This window comes from Enterococcus sp. DIV2419 (assembly GCF_051711865.1).
In the GTDB taxonomy this organism is placed as follows: Bacteria; Bacillota; Bacilli; order Lactobacillales; family Enterococcaceae; genus Enterococcus; species Enterococcus faecalis.
This window is the reverse complement of sequence record NZ_JBIONS010000001.1, coordinates 1,988,192-2,008,174: the sequence shown is the minus strand read 5'-3', so window position 1 is coordinate 2,008,174 and position 19,983 is coordinate 1,988,192. Positions and strand designations below refer to the sequence as shown.

Below are 19,983 nucleotides of genomic sequence, written 5' to 3'. Positions count from 1 at the left end.
AACACATGTTTCCGTCCTTCTTTTGTGGTAAAATAAAGTCAGTGCAAAGGAAAAGGATGTGAAACCATGAGTGTGCAGTTTATTAGAGGAACCGCCGTGGCAGACTTAGAAGCGCCACTTATACAGGCGACAAAACAATGGCTAGAGGAAGACGCACAGCATGAAGTATTCTATTTAGTCCCGAACCATATTAAGTTTGAGCAAGAAATTCAAGTCTTGCAAAAGTTACGTCAATTACAGACAACTACGTCTGATTCAATAACCAGTACCCGTCTGCAGGTTTTTAGTTTTTATCGTTTGGCTTGGTACTATTTACAACATACACCTTTTTACTCGGCAGATGTTTTATCTGATGCAGGCGCTGCGATGATTTTCCGCAAAATTTTAGTAGAAGCAGAAGAAGAGTTACAAATTTTTAGAGGTGAAATTAACAAGCCCGGCTTTATTCAGCAACTATTTCAGCTTTATCAAGAAATGCGCGAAGGCAATATTGAGATTGCGGAGCTTTATCCATTTTTAGAAAAACAAACGGAGAACCCTAAAGGACAAGATTTACAACTTAAGTTTCAAGATTTAACGTTAATTTTTACGCGATTCCAATTACAAATGAGTCAGTATGGCTATGAATCAGCGGAGATTATTCAACATTTAAGCGAGTATTTACAAACGGTTGATTTGTCGAATGTTCAATTCGTTATTTCAGGCTATCAGCAGTTTACTGCCAGAGAATTAAAGTTGATTGAAGTGCTACTGGCGCAAGCAGGTTCTGTGAAAGTAGCCCTTTTATTGGACAAACAATATCCGCATGACTTACCTGATCCGCGGTCGTTATTTTATGAAGCGGGACAAACCTATCATCAGCTTTATCAACTAGCAAGGCAGAAGCAAATCCCGATTCTTTCAGATTATGTGGAAAAGAAAGAGGTATTAATTACAAATCCAGACTTGCAAGGATTAAACGATTATTGGATTCAATCACAAGAACACCTGCCTCCATTAAGCACATCTGACTGGAGTGGCGATGGCTTATTTCTGTGGCGTGCTGAAAACGTTAAAGAAGAATTAACACATGTTGCAACCGAAATTCGCCGTTTAGTGGTGGAAGAAGGGTATCGGTACAAAGAAATTCAGGTGTTGACTCGTGATTTAGATTGTTATGAAAATTTATTAGAACCGATTTTTGCGGAACACGAGATTCCTGTTTATGTCGACCGAGATATGGCTATGGATCGGCATCCTTTAGTAGAATGGATTGAATCTTTATTTGCTATTCATTCGTACAATTATCGTTATCGCGATGTGCTCCGTTTTTTGAGAACGGAATTATTTATGCCAATGAATCAACACGCTACTTCTGAAGAAAGCTTGACTGATTGGTTAAACCAACGGAACGCTTGGCGCAGAAAAGTTGATATTACCGAAAATGTAGTCCTGGCATACGGCTATGAAGGTTATTATTGGTCGCAAGAAAAAGATTGGGAATTTATTCGGTATGATTTTGAAGCGGAAGAGCAAGAAGATGTCGCTACGATGGAAGAAGAGTCAAATGCGATTCGTCAATCGCTTCAACGGCTGCTACCTAGTTACTTTCAAGCAATGATAAGTGCCAAAACTGGTTTGGAAGCAGCGACCGTCTTCTATCACTTTTTACTGCAAAGTGGTGTGGCAACACAATTAAAAATGTGGCGCTTACAAGCTATCGAAGCAGGTCAACTAGAAACAGCTCGTAACCATGAACAGACTTGGGATGCATTGATGTCATTACTAGATGAATACGTCACTGTTTACGGAGAAAGTTCGTTTGATTTTACAACGTTTCAAGAAATATTTGTTAGTGGCTTGGAAGGTTTGCACTATAGTAAAGTGCCGACAGCGATTGACCAAGTACAAGTTCGCGCAATGGATTTAACTCGACCTGGCGCTGCCAAGGTTACTTTTGCTATTGGGATGACGGAAGAAATTTTTCCACAAAAGATTGAAAATAAAACACTATTGTCTGATGAAGAACGTCAGACAATCAATGATACTTTAACGGAAAACCAATATTTACGTGGGACAACTGGGCGCAAAATTGCGCAAGAACCGTTTGTTGCGTATCTCGTCTTTTCTTCAGCGCGAGAACGGTTATATTTAACCTATCCAAGTGTTAAAGACACCGCTCAAGAAGTCAAACCGTCTCCTTATTTTAAAAATATCCAAAAAGATTTAAACTTGCCCGTTTTTGAAAAAAATGAAACAACCATTTTCGATGATGAAACGACCAGTTTAGCCCATATTAGTACGTATCGGACGTTAATCGGTGAATTAACGCGTTTGAAAAGACAACGGAAAGAAACACAAGAAGGATTGTTGCCTTTCTGGTTAAATATGGAAAAAGCGCTAATGAACCAATCAATTGCGCCGCTAGCCAAGCAAGTTTTCGAAAGTTTAACGCATCAAAATATTCCTGAAAAGATTGATGAGGTCTTAGCAGAACCTTTATATGGTAAAGATATTTATACATCCGTTTCTCGGATGGAGAGTTTTTATCGCTGTCAATATCAATACTTTTCTCGCTATGGCTTACGTTTGAAAGAAAGAGATGTCTTTGGGCTTTCGCCAGCAGCTACAGGGGAATTTTTCCATGAAGCATTGGATCAGTTCTTTAAATTATTGATTATGAATCAACGGAACTTATCTGAATTAACCGATCAGGAAGTCAATTTATTGGCGGAGGAAGTACTAAATAGTATTTTAGGGGATGCACGTTTTTCTGTATTAACGACCTCTAGTCGCATGAACTATATTCGCTATCAATTGAGTCAAACAATTAAAAAAGTCAGTTGGGCGCTGAAACGCCAAAGCCAACGAAGTGGCATGACGACTGTTCAAACGGAAGTGTTATTTGGCCAAATTGCCGCTAAAAAAGGAATTTCTGGTTTGGAATTACCATTAAAAAATCAAGGGAAAATTCATGTTCGGGGGAAAATCGACCGGATTGATCAATTGGTTACACCCGAATCAACCTATTTAGGTGTGATTGATTATAAATCGAGTCACCGTAAATTTAATATGACAGAAGCGTATTACGGCTTAGCCATGCAAATGCTGACGTACTTGGATGTGGCTTTAATGGATGCTGTGCAATTAGTTGGTCAAGAAGCTAAACCTGCTGGCTCACTTTATCTGCATGTACACAATCCTACATTATCTTATGAAGGCAAAGACGACATTGAACAACAAATGCTTAAAAAATATCAGTTTGATGGTCTTTTGATGAAAGACCCAGATTTATTGGATCATTTAGATACGAGTCTGCAAGCTAAACAAAGTTCGTTGCTGTTTCCGATTGAAGAATCCGCCAAAGAACAAATTAAACCTGGTCGTCGCCAAGAAGATAAATTTGTGACAGAACCAGAACTAGGCGCGTTGCTTTCCCATAACCGAAATAAATTTATTGAAGCGGGGAATCAAATTATTGGCGGCGAAGTTCAACTTAATCCCGCTTATCAAGGCAAGGAACGGATTGCTTGTCGCTATTGTCCGTTTCGAAGTGTCTGTGATTTTGATGTGATGTTAAAAGAAAATAATTATCATCGTATTGAGAATTTATCCAAAGAGGAAATTATGGCGCGCTTGTTAAACAAAGATGAGGAAGGAGCAACCGAAGATGAGTAAAACAATTCCACTACGTCCAGCCAATGAGCAATTCACCGACAGTCAATGGCAAGCGGTGTTTGATGGCGATGAAAATATCTTAGTTTCTGCTTCGGCTGGCTCAGGAAAAACCACTGTTTTAGTCCGCCGTGTCATTGAAAAAGTCAAAAGCGGCGTCGATATCGATCGTCTCTTGATTGTGACGTACACTGAAGCCGCCGCCCGTGAGATGAAAGAACGTATCCAAGTGGCTTTACAAAAGGCAATGAATGAAGAACAAGATCCAGAAAGAAGACGGCATTTTTCTCGTCAAATTGCTCTTTTGCCAACAGCCAATATCAGCACGTTACATGCCTTTTGTTTAACTGTTATTCGTCGTTTTTATTATTTAATTGACATAGATCCAGTTTTTCGGATGTTAACAGATGAAACAGAAACATTGTTATTAAAAGAAGATGTTTGGGATGCATTACGTGAACAATTTTATGCGGAAAATCAAGAAGAATTTTACCAATTAACAGCGAATTTTTCCAATGACCGTAGTGATGACGGACTCACTAACTTAATTTTTTCTTTTTATGAATTTGCCAAAGCCAATCCTGATCCAGAGGCGTGGATTAATGGCTTAACACAAGCCTACGAAGTAGGTGATCAGCTAGGCGAATCAACGTTATTTCAGACGTATTTAAAACCGCTAGCTGTTGAGACGTTACAACGAACTCTTCAGCGTTACGAAGAAATGGTGACCTTAACAGAGGGCGAAGAGAAACTTCAAAAGATTTGGTATTTAGCTCAAAATGAAAAGGAACAAACAAAACAATTTTTACAATTTTTAGAGAGAAATGATTTAGAGAGCGCCTATAATTTGACTGAATTGTTGAGCTTTGACCGCTACCCAACGGTTCGTGCCGAAGAGTTGAAACCAACCGCGGAACAAGCCAAACAGTTACGAGAACAAAATAAAAAAGCGTTAAATGATTTGAAAAAGCAACTGTTTACACTTTCTCCAGATGCCATGAAACAAGTCTTGAAAGAGGCCACGCCCATTGTTCAAGAAATGGCTCACGTGGGGAAACAATTTATGGAGGCCTATGGCGCAGAAAAACGGCTTAAAAATTTAGTGGATTTTAACGATTTAGAACATTATACGTTAGCTATTTTAGCGAAAAATCAGGCAGATGGCTGGCATGCATCAGAAGCCTCGGTTTACTATCGCGAAAAATTTGATGAAGTGTTAGTCGATGAATACCAAGATATCAATCAATTACAAGAATCTATTTTGTATTGGTTGCGCCGTCCGCTTAGCACAGAAGGAAACCTTTTTATGGTAGGAGATGTGAAACAGTCTATTTATTCTTTCCGCTTGGCAGATCCTACATTGTTTATTGAAAAATACAATCAGTATGGGCAAGGCAAAGAGGGCAAACGAATTATTCTAGCTGAAAATTTTCGTTCTCGCAAAGACGTTTTAGACTTTACGAATTTAGTATTTAGTCAATTAATGGATGAGCGAGTGGGCCAAATTGCTTACGATGAGTCAGCCGCTTTGGTTCATGGTTTTGATCAATTTTCGGAGGCGGCTGATTATTCAACTGAATTGCTAATTTATGAAAAAAAAGCAACAGAATCAGTTGAATTTCCAGAATTACAATCCCCTGAGTTGTTGATTGAAGATAAGACAGAAGGGGAACTTTACGTTACTGCTTTGAAAATTCGTGAATTAATTGACCAAAATTTCTTGATTTATGATAAAAAGCTGAAAACGGATCGACCGATTACTTATCAAGATATTGTCTTATTAACGCCTACGAAGAAAAATAATTTAACTATTTTAGATGTTTTTAAATCATTAGAAATTCCAGTTCAAGTCAATGATGCTCAAAATTATTTCCAAGCAACGGAAATTCGTACAATGATTGCCTTGCTTCAATTGATTGATAATCCCTATCAAGACATTCCTTTGGCAGCTGTGTTACGTTCACCAATTGTTGAATTAAAAGAAAACGAATTAGTGCTTATTCGTTTGGCTAATAAGGAAGCCAGTTACTACGAAGCATTTTTAACGTTTAATCAAAAGATGGAACCAACCATGGAGGAAGCAGTTGTTCAGGAAAAAACTATACGTTTTGCTGAATCATTAGAAAAATGGCGGGAACAGGCTCGACGCAACCAGATTAGCAACTTGCTGTGGACGATTTATCGGGAAACGGCCTACCTTGATTATGTTGGCGGGTTGCCTGTTGGCAAACAACGCCAAGCCAATTTATATGCGTTGGTTGATCGGGCCGCGGCGTATGAAAAAACAACCTTCCGCGGATTATTTCAATTTGTTCGCTTCATCGAAAAAATGCAAGAAAAAGACAAAGATTTAGCGGAACCAGTCGTTTTAAGTGAAGAGAATGCCGTACGCGTCATGACGATTCACGCTAGTAAAGGGTTAGAATTTCCGGTGGTATTCGTTTTAGATATGACCAAAGAATTTAATGTCAGTGATTTGAATGAACGCTATATCTTTGAAGAAAATTTAGGCGTAGGCATTCGTTATTTACAACCTGAAGAACGAGTTATGTACGACACTTTACCATTTTTGGCGATTAAACAAGTACGATTGAGAAAATTACTATCCGAAGAAATGCGGAAGTTATATGTGGCGTTGACACGTGCAGAACAGAAACTTTTTCTGGTGGGCTCCTATAAAGACCAAGCGGCGATGTGGAAAGAGTGGCTGAAAGTTGGCGATGTAGAAACACTGGTGCTACCAGCTGAAAATCGCTTGCAAAGTAAAAGTAGTTTAATGAATTGGGTTGGGATGACATTGGTACGCCATCAAAAAGCCGATGAATATCAGCAAGAAGTAGTGGTAAGTAACGTTCCGCAAGTCAAAAAGCACCCAGCTAACTTTCATATTCAGTGGTTCAACGAAGAACAACTACGAGCAGCCATTCAGCAATTACAATTGCCAGAAAGACAAGCAGAGGATTTAGCCGAAAAAGCGCAATTATCTGCTGACAAAATCAATCGTGGTCTTGCACGGTTAAGTTTCAATTATCCGTTTGAAGTGGCTACTCGGACCACCAGTTATCAGTCTGTTTCTGAAATCAAGCGAGTATTTGATGACCCCGATAACAAAGAAATTGGTAAAATTGAGGTTCGGGAAGACAATACTATTCAAGCGCAACCGTTGATTGTCAATCGAATGATTGAAGGAGATTTAAGTAAGCCTAAATTTTTAGATACGGTTCAAGCGCCCTCAGCAGCTGAGATTGGGACAGCAACCCATTATTTATTACAACTAATTGATTTAAGTAAGCAACCTTCTTACGAGGAAGTGCGAGCTGTTCAAGAACGCTTAGTGGAAAATAAATTGATTTTACCAGCAATTGCTGAAAAAATGAATCTGGAACAAATCGTGGCCTTCTTTGACACCGCCTTAGGAAAACAATTGATTCAACACCATCAAACCGTTAGAAGGGAACAACCTTTTTCTATGCTGATTGAAGCAGAAGAGCTCATTCAAAATTATCCAGAAACGACACAAGATGATTTATTAATTCATGGGATTATTGATGGCTATATCGAATTAGACAATCAATGCATTTTGTATGACTATAAAACCGATCATGTAAAAGGCACCTCTCCCCAAGCGATTTCTGAAATTGTCGAACGGTATCGCGGACAGATGAATCTTTATCGTAGAGCGCTACAAGAGGCAACGCATAAAGAGGTGTCGCACGTCTATTTAATTTTATTAAATGGAGGAGTAATTATTGACATGCAGACAGGAAATGTTGTAGATTTTATAAAGTAGAAAAAATTAGAAGCAGAAACACTTACATTTTGTAAGGAATGTGCTATACTCATTGAAGAGGTGAGGAAGATGGAAAAAGTAAAAACAGAATCGTTTGTACTTTGTCCCAAATTTGAAAAATCATTTTCAATACTTGGTAAAAAATGGAATGGTTTAATTATTGATGTTTTATTAGAACGAGGTCCTCAACGTTTTGGCGAATTAAAAGAAAAAATTCCAATGTTAAGTGATCGTGTCTTAGTAGAGCGATTGAAGGAACTAGAAGCTGAAGGAATTATCACCAAAGCTGTTCGTTGCGGTGAAGGAAATCGCTTAGAATATTTCCTGACCGAAAAAGGCGAAGACTTGCAATTAGCAATGGAACAAATTCAACATTGGGCAGAAAAATGGGTAAAAGACGAAGAATGCAGTTGACCGCAAGCAAAACTTCTTGTAAACTAAACGTAATTAAATAACTAAAAAAACAGTGATGGAAACAAGTAGTTTGAATTGACGTGTTTTAGGGAGAGTCAGCCAGAGACTGGAAGCTGATTTACACAGTCACCAAGCGAAATTCACTTCCTGAGTTTGTTTGTTTTCAAGAAGAAAGCAAACCGGTAATTGCCGTTAAATGAAATGAGTGCATGACAACAATTTGTTATGAATTAGGATGGTAACACGATAGCTCGTTCCTTTGAAAGGAATGGGTTATCGTTTTTTTTTAGTTTAAATAAAAGATAGAGGGGAACGCATAATGACATTACAAGCGCAATTAGAAGCTCTTAGAGACAATACGCTCAAAGAAATCGCACAAGTTGCTACTTTAAAAGAATTAAACCAAATTCGCGTAGAAACATTAGGGAAAAAAGGGCCAATCACCGAAGTATTAAGAGGCATGAAAAACCTTTCACCAGAAGAACGACCAGTGGTGGGGGGCTTTGCAAATGAAATTCGTGATTTATTAACCGAAGCAATTGAAGCGCGCAAAGTTGTTTTAGAAAACGAAGCGTTAAATGCGGCACTAAAAGAAGAAAGTTTAGATGTAACTTTACCTGGGAAACAAATGCCTCAAGGCACACGTCATATTTTGACACAAGTTATGGAAGAGATTGAAGATATTTTCTTAGGCATGGGTTATCAAGTAGTGGAAGGATACGAAGTAGAATCCGATCATTATAATTTCGAACGCATGAATCTACCAAAAGATCATCCGGCACGCGACATGCAAGATACGTTTTATATTTCAGATGAGATGTTAATTCGTACGCATACTTCACCAGTTCAAGCTCGAACAATGGAAAAACACGATTTTTCAAAAGGTGCATTACGAATGATTTCTCCTGGGAAAGTATTCCGTCGTGATACAGATGATGCGACACATAGTCACCAATTCCATCAGATTGAAGGCCTTGTTGTCGATAAAAATGTCACAATGGGTGATTTAAAAGGGACGTTAGAAGTCATGATGAAAAAAATGTTTGGTGAAGATCGTAAAATTCGTTTACGTCCTAGCTATTTCCCTTTTACAGAACCTTCAGTCGAAGTAGATGTTAGCTGTTTTAAATGTGGCGGCGCAGGTTGTAACGTCTGCAAACATACAGGTTGGATTGAAATTTTAGGTGCGGGGATGGTTCATCCAGATGTGTTACAAATGTCAGGGATTGATCCAACAGAGTACTCAGGCTTTGCCTTTGGCTTAGGACCAGATCGCGTTGCTATGTTACGTTATGGTGTAAATGATATCCGTAATTTTTATCAAAATGATTTACGTTTCTTAAATCAATTCAAGGTAAAGGAGTAGTTGAAAAATGTTAGTTTCTTATAAATGGTTAAATGAATATGTTAATCTTTCAAACGTTACTCCGCAAGAATTAGCGGACAAAATGTCTGTGACAGGTATCGAAGTTGAGGGCGTTGCTGTACCTGAAGAAGGATTAAAGAAAATTGTTGTCGGTGAAGTAAAAGAATGTGTTCCTCATCCAAACTCTGACCACTTATCAATTTGCCAAGTAGACATCGGTGAAGAAGAGTTGTCACAAATTGTTTGTGGAGCACCAAATGTGAAAGCCGGAATTAAAGTCATCGTGGCGTTACCTGGTTCAAGAATTGCAGGAAATCAAAAAATTAAAAAAGGTAAAATGCGTGGCGAAGTCTCTAACGGAATGATTTGTTCGTTAGAAGAGCTAGGATATTCAGATAATGTCGTACCAAAAGCCTACGCTGAAGGGATTTATTATTTACCTCAAGAAGCAGTGAATGGGACACCTGTTTTCCCTTATTTAGACATGGATGATGCGATTATTGAATTATCAATTACACCAAACCGTGCAGATGCATTAAGTATGAGAGGGGTAGCCTATGAAGTTGGCGCAATTTATCGTCAAACGCCTCAGTTTAATGATCCCAAACTCAAAGAAGATGCTTCAGATAACGTGGAAAATTACGTAACAGTGACTGTTGAAGATTCACAAGATGCACCAGCGTATCAAATTCGTGTCATTAAAGATGTGACGATTGCAGAAAGTCCTCAGTGGTTGCAAAATCGATTGATGAATGAAGGAATCCGTCCGATTAACAATGTGGTGGACGTGACAAATTATATTTTATTATTATTTGGTCAACCATTGCATGCATTTGATTATCAAAAATTAGATAGCAAAGAAATCTTGGTTCGTCGAGCAACAGCAGCAGAAAAACTAATTACATTAGATGGTGAAACACGTCAATTAACAGAAGAAAATATCGTCATTACGAATGGAAAAACGCCTGTCGGCTTAGCCGGTGTAATGGGTGGGGCTAATTCTGAAATCAGTCAAGAAACAACAACTGTGGCTTTAGAAGCGGCATTGTTCAATCCATTGTCTATTCGCAAAACGTCTAAACAATTCAATTTACGGAGTGAATCTTCAAGTAGATTTGAAAAAGGCATCAACCAAGCGACAGTTGGGCTAGCTTGTGATGTGGCAGCCGCGATGATTGCAGAGTTAGCCAACGGAACAGTGGTCTCAGGCACTGCAGTTGGTTCTGAAGTGGCCGTTAAAGAAGCGCAGGTAGCTGTGACTTTAGAGCGAATCAACCAATATTTAGGCACTGCATTAGATGAAGCAACGGTGAATGAAATTTTTGAAGCACTCGGTTTTGCTTATGAAGTAAATCAAGGCGCATATGAAATTACGATTCCACCAAGACGTTGGGATATTGCGATTGAAGCAGATATTATTGAAGAAGTGGCGCGCATTTATGGATATGATCATTTACCTTCAACATTGCCAAGTGGAGAAACAGTTGCTGGAAGTCTAACCAAAGCACAACATGTTACGCGCCAATTAAAGAGCTTACTGGAAGGTCATGGTACGAGTGAAGCCATCAGCTATGCGTTGACAACAGAAGAAAAATCCCGTCAATTTATGATGAAAGAAAGTCAAACAACACGTTTGCAATGGCCAATGAGTGAAGAGCGTTCTGTGTTACGTATGAACTTAATTTCTGGTTTATTAGATGATGTCGCATACAATGTGGCACGTAAAAATAATAATATCGCCTTCTACGAAGTAGGACGCGTTTTCTACCAAACAGAAGATCCAACAAAAAATTTACCTACAGAAGAAAATCACTTAGCACTTGCTTTAACTGGTAATACAATGGTTAAAGATTGGCAAACAAAAGCAACAGCCGTTGATTTTTATACAGTAAAAGGCTTAGTGGAAAGTATTGTAGCTGTTTTAGGATTAACAGAAAAAATCAGTTATCAAGCGACAACGGCGATTCCAGAAATGCATCCAGGCCGGACAGCATGGATTTATTTAGAAGATGAAGTGGTTGGTTTTGTCGGACAAGTTCACCCAACGACAGCAAAAGCGTACGATATTCCTGAAACATATGTTGCTGAATTAAACTTGCAACAATTAGTAGCTACAGAAGCAGGCGGGGTTACTTATGAAGCAGTTTCTAAATTCCCAGCAGTTTCTCGAGATATTGCTTTATTAGTCGATGAAACAGTTACTAATCAAGAACTAGTTAAAACTATTTCAGATAACGCAGGTAAATATTTGAAAGAGATTCATTTATTTGATGTATATCAAGGTCAAAAACTAGGCGCTGACAAAAAATCAATGGCGTATAGTTTAACTTTCGTTAATGCAGAAGCGACATTAGTGGATGAAGAAATTAACCGTTCAATGGAAAAAGTTGAAAAAGCGCTAATTGAAAAACATCAAGTAGAAGTAAGATAAAATAAAAACAGGAAAGTGGGGCATAAGTCGAAATGACTTATGCCCCACTTTCTAAATCTTAAGATAATCAGCTGAACAAAAGCAGCTCCTTCGGAAATAAGCCGAAATTCTCCAAAAATTAAAGAACAATTTTCGGAAATTCCTTCTTATTTCTTGGAGCTAAACACTTTTGTCTCAGCCTCCTGTTTTTAACTACATTAATAACTTTTCGCCCAATTTCGTGAAAGCCAACGTGAAAATTGTGAGATACTAAAGTTAATAATGAAATAAATAAGGGCGACGATTCCGTAAATAGTGAATACTTGTCCTGTTTGTGCGTAGCGCCCCATTAAGATATAAGATTTGCCAAAGAGTTCTTGTAAAGCAATCACGGAATACAAGAAACTTGTATCCTTGATGACAGTAACAAACTGAGAAACGATCGCTGGTAAAACATTGCGAATGGCTTGAGGCAAAACAATATGATAAATAATTTGCCAATTTGAAAACCCTTGAGAACGCGCCGCTTCAATTTGTCCTTTATCAACACCATTTAAACCACCACGAATAATTTCCGCTAAAGCAGCGGTGGTAAACACAGTAAAACTCACAATTCCAGCAGGAGTGGATTTGATTTTGAAAATCAAAAAAATAACATAAATCCACAATAAGTTTGGAATATTGCGCACCACTTCTACATAAATACTGGCAAGTAACTTCAGTGGTCCATGGGTTTGATTTCGCAAAACGGCTAGAATGGTGCCAAAAATCGTACTCAAAATAATTGAGACGAAGGAAATATAGAGCGTCAATTTTAAGCCGTTAAATAGAAATTGAAAATTATTTGCTGTCAGTAATTGACGCATTTCTTCTGAAAAAGGCATCTGTTTTCCTCCTATCTACTATATGCTTTCTTATTTTTTTCTTCCATTTTTCTAGCCAAATTCGCTAATGGGAAGCAAAGAATGAAATATAAGAAACCAGCAAGCGCAAAGGCGGGAATATAGTTCAAGTTGACAGACGACCAACTATTGGCAGCAAACATTACGTCAGCGCCAGAAATAATGGCAACTGTTGACGTATTTTTAATTAGATTCACGACTTGATTGGTTAAAGGCGGTAACATAATCCGCCATGCTTGTGGTAGAATCACATACCGCATCGTTTGACCATACGTTAATCCTTGGGAGTAAGCCGCTTCAAATTGCCCTCTTGGGACAGCTCCGATTCCTGAGCGAACCACTTCAGAAATGTAGGCGCCATGATAGAGGCCTACACACAGAATGGCAATCGTAGTAATAGAAAATGAAAGCAGCGGGCTTAGCAGAGGAAAGCCATAATAGACTACGATAAATTGAATCAACAAAGGTGTGTTTTGAAAAAATTCTACATAGACACGACTAATTGCGTGTAAAAGTTTACTTTTGGTCGCTGATAAACTGCCAAAGAAAATGCCTAAAGCAAAGGCGACTAAGATTGCTCCTAAAGAAAGCAGAATAGTATAGAGAAAAGCCTGACCAAAAATTCGCCAATCTTGAAATAAAGCTTCCCAACGATATAAGGCAAATGGCCCTTCTTCAAGCCAGGAAATATTGGCTAACAAAAACATAAAAATCCCTCCTAAAATTTTTGATTCTTCAAGTCTTAGGAATGATTAATTTTTTAAGCCCCAGTCTTGATAAATTTTTTCTAGTGTGCCGTCTTTTTCCCATTTTTCAATTAAACCATTTAGATAATCATTTAATTCAGTATTTGCTTTCTTTGTGGTAATTCCATATTCTTGTGGCGAAAAACCATCTTTTAAAATTTCTGTCTTGCCATCCACATAGCCAGATAGGATTGATTTATCCACTGAAAATGCATCAATTCGTTTAGAAGTTAACGCTGTTTTTAATTCAGGATAGGAACCTAATTCTTGATAAGTAAATTTGATTCCTTCCTCTTGCGCTTTTTTCTCTAAGTTTTCTTTTGTCGTAGCAGATTGTGCAACGCCGATTGTTTTTCCGTCTAAATCTTTCATGCTTGAGAAGTTATCCTCTTTGCGCACAAGGAAACCAATCTCATCTGTATAATAAGGAGTTGTAAAATTATAAGTCTTTTTACGTTCATCAGTAATTGTAAATGTAGCAATTACCATATCTAGTTCACCATTGTCTAAAAGGGGACCGCGCGTTTTCGCTGTCACGCCCACAAATTCCACATTCTCTTCGCTGCCGGTAATTTCTTTCGCAATCAAGCGTGCAATATCTGGTTCCATTCCTTCATTTTTGTTTGTATCAGGATTCATATAGCCAAAATTAGGAATGTCTTCTTTGACACCTACTTTAATTTTCCCTGCTTTTTTTAATTGTTCTACTGTGACCGTTTTGTTTGATGAAGCACTTTTGGAAGTTGAGTCATTGTTGCCGCTACCACAGCCCACAATGATGCCTGCTAATACAAGTAGGGAGAGTCCAGCCAGCCATTTATTTTGTTTTTTCATTCCTTCATTCCTCCAATTTTTTGTTTTTTATTCATTACCCGTTATGAATAATTTTACTTAGAAATTCTTTTGCACGAGGGTTTTCAGTGCTTGTAAAGAAATGTTCAGGCGTTCCTTGTTCAATAATCTGTCCTTGGTCCATGAAGATTACACGGTCAGCCACTTGACGAGCAAAGCCCATCTCATGTGTGACACAAACCATGGTAATATTTTGTTTGGAAAGATCGACCATTACATCTAAAACTTCTTGAATCATTTCTGGATCAAGTGCCGAAGTCGGTTCATCAAAAAGGATAATCTCAGGATGCATATTTAAGGCACGAGCAATAGCGACCCGTTGTTGCTGCCCGCCAGAAAGCTGCGAAGGATAAGCAGACGCTTTATCAGCTAAGCCGACCCGTTCTAAATACTCCATGCCAGTACGAACCGCTTCGTCTTTAGAAACGCCCATCACTTTAATCGGTGCTAACGTTAAATTATCAATAATCGTTTTGTGAGCATATAAGTTAAAATTTTGAAAGACCATGGCAACTTTCTGGCGAACCTTTTGAATGGGTGCCTTCGGTTTGGTGATGTCAATGTTATCAATTACGACGGAACCATCATTGACTTTTTCCAATTGGTTCATACACCGAATTAATGTACTTTTGCCAGAGCCGGAGGGTCCGATAATGACAATTTTTTCTCCTTGCTCTACATTCAAAGTAATATCTTTTAAAACGTGATGCTCCCCAAAATACTTATTTACATGTTCTAAAGAAATCATAGGCAGTCTCCTTTGCAATCATTTGGTAGAAAAGATAACAGAGGATTCGGTGAGAAACATGTTATTTAAATTAAATTAACCAAATGTATTTCTAATTGTATTCTCAATGTTAGGAATTATAACATACAAAAAAATGAATTACTAGTTTTTTAATCGAAAAAGATTTCCTTCAAAAAAAGAAATAAATGAGAGCAAAACAGGAAAAATTGACAATAGTCCTTAAAAAGTAGAAAATAAAGGCAGTGAATAAAAGGCAAAGGTAGGATGAGAATGAGCAATCAAGAAGCCATTGGACTAATTGATTCTGGCGTTGGTGGATTAACTGTTTTAAAGGAAGCGCTAAAACAATTACCAAATGAACGATTAATTTATTTAGGAGATACAGCCCGTTGCCCATATGGTCCACGACCAGCCGAACAAGTCGTTCAGTTTACTTGGGAAATGGCCGATTTTTTATTGAAAAAACGAATAAAAATGCTAGTAATCGCATGTAATACCGCGACGGCTGTCGCATTAGAAGAAATTAAAGCTGCCTTGCCAATTCCAGTTGTCGGTGTTATTTTACCTGGCGCACGAGCAGCCGTTAAAGTCACAAAAAATAACAAGATTGGTGTCATAGGTACGTTAGGGACAATCAAAAGTGCTTCCTATGAAATCGCCATTAAAAGTAAGGCACCAACAATTGAGGTGACTAGTTTAGCTTGCCCTAAATTTGTCCCAATTGTTGAAAGTAATCAATATCGTTCTTCCGTAGCAAAAAAAATTGTGGCAGAAACACTTCAAGCACTACAATTAAAAGGACTTGATACGTTGATTTTAGGTTGTACCCATTACCCGTTGTTACGTCCGGTGATTCAAAATGTGATGGGGAGTCATGTGACATTAATTGACTCAGGAGCCGAAACAGTTGGCGAAGTCAGCATGCTTCTCGATTATTTTGACATTGCCCACACGCCTGAAGCGCCTACACAGCCCCATGAATTTTATACAACTGGTTCTGCAAAAATGTTTGAAGAGATTGCAAGCAGTTGGCTTGGTATAGAGAACTTAAAAGCACAACAGATTCACTTAGGAGGAAACGAAAATGATTAGACATGATAGTCGTGCACCAAAAGAATTGCGAAAGATCACTATTGAAACCAATGTTTTTAAACATCCAGAAGGTTCGGTGGTTATTTCGTTTGGCGATACAAAAGTAATTTGCTCAGCCACTGTCGAAGAAAAGGTTCCCACATTTTTACGAGGCGGGGGAACAGGTTGGGTAGCAGCTGAATATAGCATGCTCCCTCGCGCGACGAACACAAGAAATATTCGGGAAAGTGCGAAAGGAAAATTAACAGGGCGAACAATGGAGATTCAACGCTTGATTGGGCGGTCATTGCGAGCTGTTGTTGACTTAGAAAAGTTAGGGGAACGGAGCATTGTTGTCGATTGTGATGTGATTCAAGCAGATGGGGGAACCCGTACAGCTAGTATTACAGGCGCTTTTGTTGCTCTACGCTTAGCAGTCAATCATTTATTGATGACTGGTGTGCTAGCGGAAGACCCAATTAAAGAGCATTTAGCAGCTGTCAGCGTGGGTATTTTACCCGATGGTTATTGTGTGCTGGACTTAGATTACGCAGAGGACTCGAATGCTGCAGTGGATATGAACATCGTGATGACCGAGTCTGGTGAATTTGTGGAAATTCAAGGAACGGGTGAAGAAGCTACCTTCTCAGGAGATGAGTTAAATGCCATGCTCTTTTATGGAAAAACAGGGATTGAGGAATTAATTGCGTATCAGAAAGAAGCGCTTTATGCTTTAGCCTCTGAAGAAGTCCCTTCGCAAGATTCAGAAGAGAAAGTGATTGTCATTGCAACTAGAAATCCTGGTAAAGCGAAAGAGTTTAGTTCAATTTTTGGTGAAAAAGGATATACGGTTAAGACGTTATTAGATTATCCGAATTTGCCAGATGTAGAAGAAACTGGTCGAACATTTGAAGAAAATGCTCGTCTAAAAGCTGAAACAATTGCAGAAATTTTACAGAAACCAGTATTAGCAGATGATTCAGGATTAATTGTTGATGCGTTAGGGGGAATGCCGGGAATCTATTCTGCTCGTTTTGCTGGTGAACCAACTAACGATGCTTCAAATAATGCGAAACTATTGCACGAGTTAACGGGCGTGCCAAAAGAAAAAAGACAAGCGCGTTTCCATTGTACATTGGTTTTTGCTGAACCAAAGAAAGAAAGTCTGGTGGTCGAAGCTGAATGGCCAGGAGAAGTCGGTACGATTCCTCGTGGTGAAGGAGGCTTTGGGTACGATTCACTTTTCTATGTTCCAGAGCTTGGTAAGACGGCAGCTGAATTGTCTGGAGAAGAGAAAAATAAAGTTAGTCATCGTGGACAAGCAGTGGCAAAATTAAAAGAACAATGGGAAGAATGGCTAAAAAAATAGGAGTTGAAACGTATGAAAATCTTGGTAGTAAGCGATAATCATGGCGACCGTGACTGTTTAGTTGACTTAGTGAATCATTATGAAGGACAAGTCGATGCACTCTTTCACTGTGGTGATTCTGAATTAGAACCGACAGATGAACTTTGGCAAAAATTCATTGTAGTCCAAGGAAATTGTGATTTTTATGATGAATTTCCCAAAACTGTGACTAAAAAAGTGGGAGATCAAGTTATTTATATGACACATGGTCATTTGGCCAATGTTAGAATGGGGCTCACGACACTTGCTTTACAGGCGGAAGAAGCAGGAGCGACAATTGCCTTATTTGGTCACACTCATGTACTCGGTGCAGAGCGACACAATAACATTCTCTTTGTTAATCCGGGAAGTATTCGTTTACCTCGTGGACCAGTTCAAGAGAAAACATATACCATAATTGAAAGTACACCTGAACAATATCTCGTTCAGTATTATAACAAAGAGCACCAACCGTTGGAACGATTAAAGGCAACATTTACGAAGTAAGTGAATGTTAAGAAATAAGTGCTACTTTTTTATTTATCAGATTTTGAGCGTAGGACAAAAATCCAAAAGAGATTTTTGTCCTACGCTCTTTTTTTAGTCGACTTGGATAACCTTTAAGCCGGTCTTACGAAGTTCTGTAATTAAAGTTGATGAGCAATGTTTGTCTGTAATCAAACAATCAAAAGCGGTAATATCAGCAATTTTAAATTTAGATGTCAAGCCGATTTTTCGATGGTCCGCGACCAGAATTTTTACTTTTGTTGTTTGTTTTATCATAAGCTCATTAATTTTTGCTTCATTGAAAATTTTTGTAGTGACGCCATGTTCTAAACTGACCCCGCTACAGCCAATTACGCAAACATCGGCATGCGTTGCGGTGATTGTGTTAATGGCAATATCTCCTACCAGAACTTCTTTAGGAAAACGTAATTCGCCTCCGGTCAAAATATAATTGTATTGAGAAACATGAGGCTTGGTGGCAATTTTTAAATTATTCGTTACGATGGTCAGATGATCGGCCTTTAAATAATGGAGAATATTCAAAGCAGTGGAACTTGAATTAATGAAAACGGTATCATAATCGCTTAGATAGCTACAAGCAACACGAGCAATGGCTTGTTTTAATAACTCCGGTCCTGATTGATCAAAGTCTTTCTGATTTTGGTCGTTGTAAATACAATACCCATATTTTCGAATGATGTCATTCTTAGTTTCTAAGACATTTAAATCACGACGAATTGTGCTTAAGGAAACATTTAAAGCATCTGCTAATTTATAGGTAGTCATTTGTTTGTTTTTTTGCAGCAGTGCGAGAATGTTTTGTTGCCTTTTTTCAATGGTTTCTAATGAACTTTTCAAGTAATACAACCTCCTTTAGTTATTTTTTTGGACATGGTCCCCCATGAAATAGTATAACTCATAGGAAAACAAAACACGTAAAAGAATCATTAAAAGTGCAAACAATCATATAAAAGGGTTTTCATTGTGATTTTTTGCGGCTATGATTTTCTTATAAAGCATAACACAATCATTTGAGAAGAGGAGTGGTAGCATGAGCAAATCGATTCATGAAATTACAAAAGAAAGTTGGTTGAAGGCGACATTTCCAGAATGGGGCACTTATTTAAACGAAGAAATTAATCAGACAAATGTGCTTCAAGGAACGGTTGCACTTTGGTGGCTTGGTTGTACAGGCATTTGGCTGAAAACGCATGAGAACACGAATATTTTATGTGATTTATGGTGTGGAACAGGAAAACAAACGCACGGGAACGGCTTAATGAAAAATGGCCATCAAATGATGCGCATGAGTGGTTGCCAAAAAATGCAACCTAATTTAAGAACACAACCTTTTGTGATTGATCCTTTTGAAATAAAAGAGGTAGATGCTTTAGTTGTCACACATATTCATTCAGACCATTTGGATATTCACACAGCTGCTGCTGTTCATCAAAATTGTCCTAAGGCTCTATTTATTGGTCCAAAAGAAGTAGTGAAAACATGGCAGCGTTGGGGTGTTCCGGCAGAAAAAACACGGGTTATAGAGCCTGGTCAAGAAATAAAAGTGAATGATGTGAATGTAGTGGCCTTGGAAGCTTTTGATCGAACCGCGCTAATTACTTCTGATGATCCTGAAAATACATTTAAAGGTAAAATGCCTCAGGACATGAATGAACTAGCTGTCAATTATCTATTTGAAACCTCAGGTGGTACGGTATATCACGCCGGAGACTCTCATTATTCTAACTTGTTTGCGAAACATGGTAATCAATATGCAATTGATGTTTGCTTAGGAGCATATGGCGAAAATCCTCGCGGTATCACAGATAAAATAACTTCTGTTGATATGTTGAGAATGGCCGAATCTTTAAATGCGAAAGTAGTCATTCCCGTTCATTATGATATTTGGTCTAATTTTATGGCGGATCCAAAAGAAATCATGGAAATTTGGAAATTTAAAAAAGATCGTTTACATTATCAATTTAAACCATATATTTGGCAAGTGGGTGGCAAATTTGTTTATCCAGATGACAAAGACAACTTAGAATTTAACTTTGATCGTGGCTTTGATGATGTTTTTGTTAAAGAAAATGATACACCATTTCCTTCATTCTTGTAAGAAAGGCTGGATGTACA

Annotated in this window: 14 protein-coding genes and 1 other annotated feature; of the genes, 9 read left to right on the top strand and 5 right to left on the bottom strand. The window is 38.2% G+C overall.

All coding sequences use genetic code 11. The features are described 5' to 3' along the window. Positions 1 to 66 precede the first annotated feature (66 nt). The 5 genes from IGI97_RS09420 (at position 67) to pheT (ending at position 11,655) form a co-directional block, all read left to right on the top strand. Positions 67 to 3,657: a PD-(D/E)XK nuclease family protein gene (locus IGI97_RS09420; RefSeq protein ID WP_438738502.1), complete on the top strand. Its 3,591-nt coding sequence runs from the start codon at positions 67 to 69 to the stop codon at positions 3,655 to 3,657. Continuing rightward, positions 3,650 to 7,444 (top strand): helicase-exonuclease AddAB subunit AddA, encoded by a 3,795-nt coding sequence (gene addA, locus IGI97_RS09415; RefSeq protein ID WP_438738500.1) that lies wholly within the window; start codon positions 3,650 to 3,652, stop codon positions 7,442 to 7,444. Before IGI97_RS09420 ends, addA begins: the two co-directional genes overlap by 8 nt. A gap of 69 nt (positions 7,445 to 7,513) precedes the next feature. Beyond that, positions 7,514 to 7,858 (top strand): winged helix-turn-helix transcriptional regulator, encoded by a 345-nt coding sequence (locus IGI97_RS09410; protein WP_002358035.1) that lies wholly within the window; start codon positions 7,514 to 7,516, stop codon positions 7,856 to 7,858. Positions 7,859 to 7,901: 43 nt separating this feature from the next. Beyond that, positions 7,902 to 8,120, top strand: a binding site (T-box leader). A 57-nt stretch (positions 8,121 to 8,177) separates the two neighbouring features. After that, a complete protein-coding gene (gene pheS, locus IGI97_RS09405; protein WP_002358034.1) occupies positions 8,178 to 9,224 on the top strand; it encodes a phenylalanine--tRNA ligase subunit alpha in 1,047 nt (348 codons plus the stop codon). Positions 9,225 to 9,231: 7 nt separating this feature from the next. After that, positions 9,232 to 11,655 (top strand): phenylalanine--tRNA ligase subunit beta, encoded by a 2,424-nt coding sequence (gene pheT / locus IGI97_RS09400; RefSeq protein WP_438738498.1) that lies wholly within the window; start codon positions 9,232 to 9,234, stop codon positions 11,653 to 11,655. Between the two features lie 197 nt (positions 11,656 to 11,852). Here pheT and IGI97_RS09395 read toward each other — a convergent pair whose 3' ends face one another. From IGI97_RS09395 to IGI97_RS09380, 4 genes are read right to left on the bottom strand one after another with little or no spacing between them, the layout of a single operon-like run. Next, complete coding sequence (locus IGI97_RS09395) at positions 11,853 to 12,518, bottom strand: amino acid ABC transporter permease (RefSeq protein ID WP_438738496.1); 666 nt, start codon at positions 12,516 to 12,518, stop codon at positions 11,853 to 11,855. A gap of 11 nt (positions 12,519 to 12,529) precedes the next feature. Continuing rightward, positions 12,530 to 13,243, bottom strand: a complete 714-nt coding sequence (locus IGI97_RS09390) for an amino acid ABC transporter permease (protein WP_002363695.1) — start codon at positions 13,241 to 13,243, stop codon at positions 12,530 to 12,532. Positions 13,244 to 13,288: 45 nt separating this feature from the next. After that, on the bottom strand, positions 13,289 to 14,116 hold the full coding sequence (locus IGI97_RS09385) for a transporter substrate-binding domain-containing protein (protein WP_002360586.1): 828 nt from the start codon (positions 14,114 to 14,116) through the stop codon (positions 13,289 to 13,291). 34 nt (positions 14,117 to 14,150) lie between these two features. Further along, the gene (locus IGI97_RS09380; RefSeq protein WP_002360585.1) at positions 14,151 to 14,882 is read right to left on the bottom strand and encodes an amino acid ABC transporter ATP-binding protein; all 732 of its coding nucleotides are present in this window, start codon (positions 14,880 to 14,882) and stop codon (positions 14,151 to 14,153) included. 264 nt (positions 14,883 to 15,146) lie between these two features. Here IGI97_RS09380 and racE point away from each other — a divergent pair, with 264 nt between their 5' ends. Genes racE through IGI97_RS09365 form a run of 3 tightly spaced genes read left to right on the top strand, consistent with a single transcriptional unit; the run spans position 15,147 to position 17,847 of the window. Next, a complete protein-coding gene (gene racE, locus IGI97_RS09375; protein WP_002369623.1) occupies positions 15,147 to 15,974 on the top strand; it encodes a glutamate racemase in 828 nt (275 codons plus the stop codon). Further along, positions 15,967 to 17,322, top strand: a complete 1,356-nt coding sequence (rph, locus tag IGI97_RS09370; RefSeq protein ID WP_438738493.1) for a ribonuclease PH — start codon at positions 15,967 to 15,969, stop codon at positions 17,320 to 17,322. The genes racE and rph overlap by 8 nt, the downstream gene beginning before the upstream one ends. 12 nt (positions 17,323 to 17,334) lie before the next feature. Beyond that, a complete protein-coding gene (locus IGI97_RS09365; protein ID WP_010819914.1) occupies positions 17,335 to 17,847 on the top strand; it encodes a metallophosphoesterase in 513 nt (170 codons plus the stop codon). Positions 17,848 to 17,940: 93 nt separating this feature from the next. Here the strand turns inward: IGI97_RS09365 and IGI97_RS09360 are convergent, their stop codons facing one another. Next, positions 17,941 to 18,705 (bottom strand): DeoR/GlpR family DNA-binding transcription regulator, encoded by a 765-nt coding sequence (locus IGI97_RS09360; RefSeq protein WP_002382117.1) that lies wholly within the window; start codon positions 18,703 to 18,705, stop codon positions 17,941 to 17,943. Positions 18,706 to 18,898: 193 nt separating this feature from the next. Here IGI97_RS09360 and ulaG point away from each other — a divergent pair, with 193 nt between their 5' ends. Further along, positions 18,899 to 19,966 (top strand): L-ascorbate 6-phosphate lactonase, encoded by a 1,068-nt coding sequence (gene ulaG / locus IGI97_RS09355; protein ID WP_002360582.1) that lies wholly within the window; start codon positions 18,899 to 18,901, stop codon positions 19,964 to 19,966. Positions 19,967 to 19,983: the final 17 nt, after the last annotated feature.

Coding starts and splice junctions, on each gene's coding strand:
- IGI97_RS09420 (WP_438738502.1), top strand. CDS start 67: ATGAGTGTGCAGTTTATTAGAGGAACCGCCGTGGCAGACTTAGAAGCG.
- addA (WP_438738500.1), top strand. CDS start 3,650: ATGAGTAAAACAATTCCACTACGTCCAGCCAATGAGCAATTCACCGAC.
- IGI97_RS09410 (WP_002358035.1), top strand. CDS start 7,514: ATGGAAAAAGTAAAAACAGAATCGTTTGTACTTTGTCCCAAATTTGAA.
- pheS (WP_002358034.1), top strand. CDS start 8,178: ATGACATTACAAGCGCAATTAGAAGCTCTTAGAGACAATACGCTCAAA.
- pheT (WP_438738498.1), top strand. CDS start 9,232: ATGTTAGTTTCTTATAAATGGTTAAATGAATATGTTAATCTTTCAAAC.
- IGI97_RS09395 (WP_438738496.1), bottom strand. CDS start 12,518: ATGCCTTTTTCAGAAGAAATGCGTCAATTACTGACAGCAAATAATTTT.
- IGI97_RS09390 (WP_002363695.1), bottom strand. CDS start 13,243: ATGTTTTTGTTAGCCAATATTTCCTGGCTTGAAGAAGGGCCATTTGCC.
- IGI97_RS09385 (WP_002360586.1), bottom strand. CDS start 14,116: ATGAAAAAACAAAATAAATGGCTGGCTGGACTCTCCCTACTTGTATTA.
- IGI97_RS09380 (WP_002360585.1), bottom strand. CDS start 14,882: ATGATTTCTTTAGAACATGTAAATAAGTATTTTGGGGAGCATCACGTT.
- racE (WP_002369623.1), top strand. CDS start 15,147: ATGAGAATGAGCAATCAAGAAGCCATTGGACTAATTGATTCTGGCGTT.
- rph (WP_438738493.1), top strand. CDS start 15,967: ATGATTAGACATGATAGTCGTGCACCAAAAGAATTGCGAAAGATCACT.
- IGI97_RS09365 (WP_010819914.1), top strand. CDS start 17,335: ATGAAAATCTTGGTAGTAAGCGATAATCATGGCGACCGTGACTGTTTA.
- ulaG (WP_002360582.1), top strand. CDS start 18,899: ATGAGCAAATCGATTCATGAAATTACAAAAGAAAGTTGGTTGAAGGCG.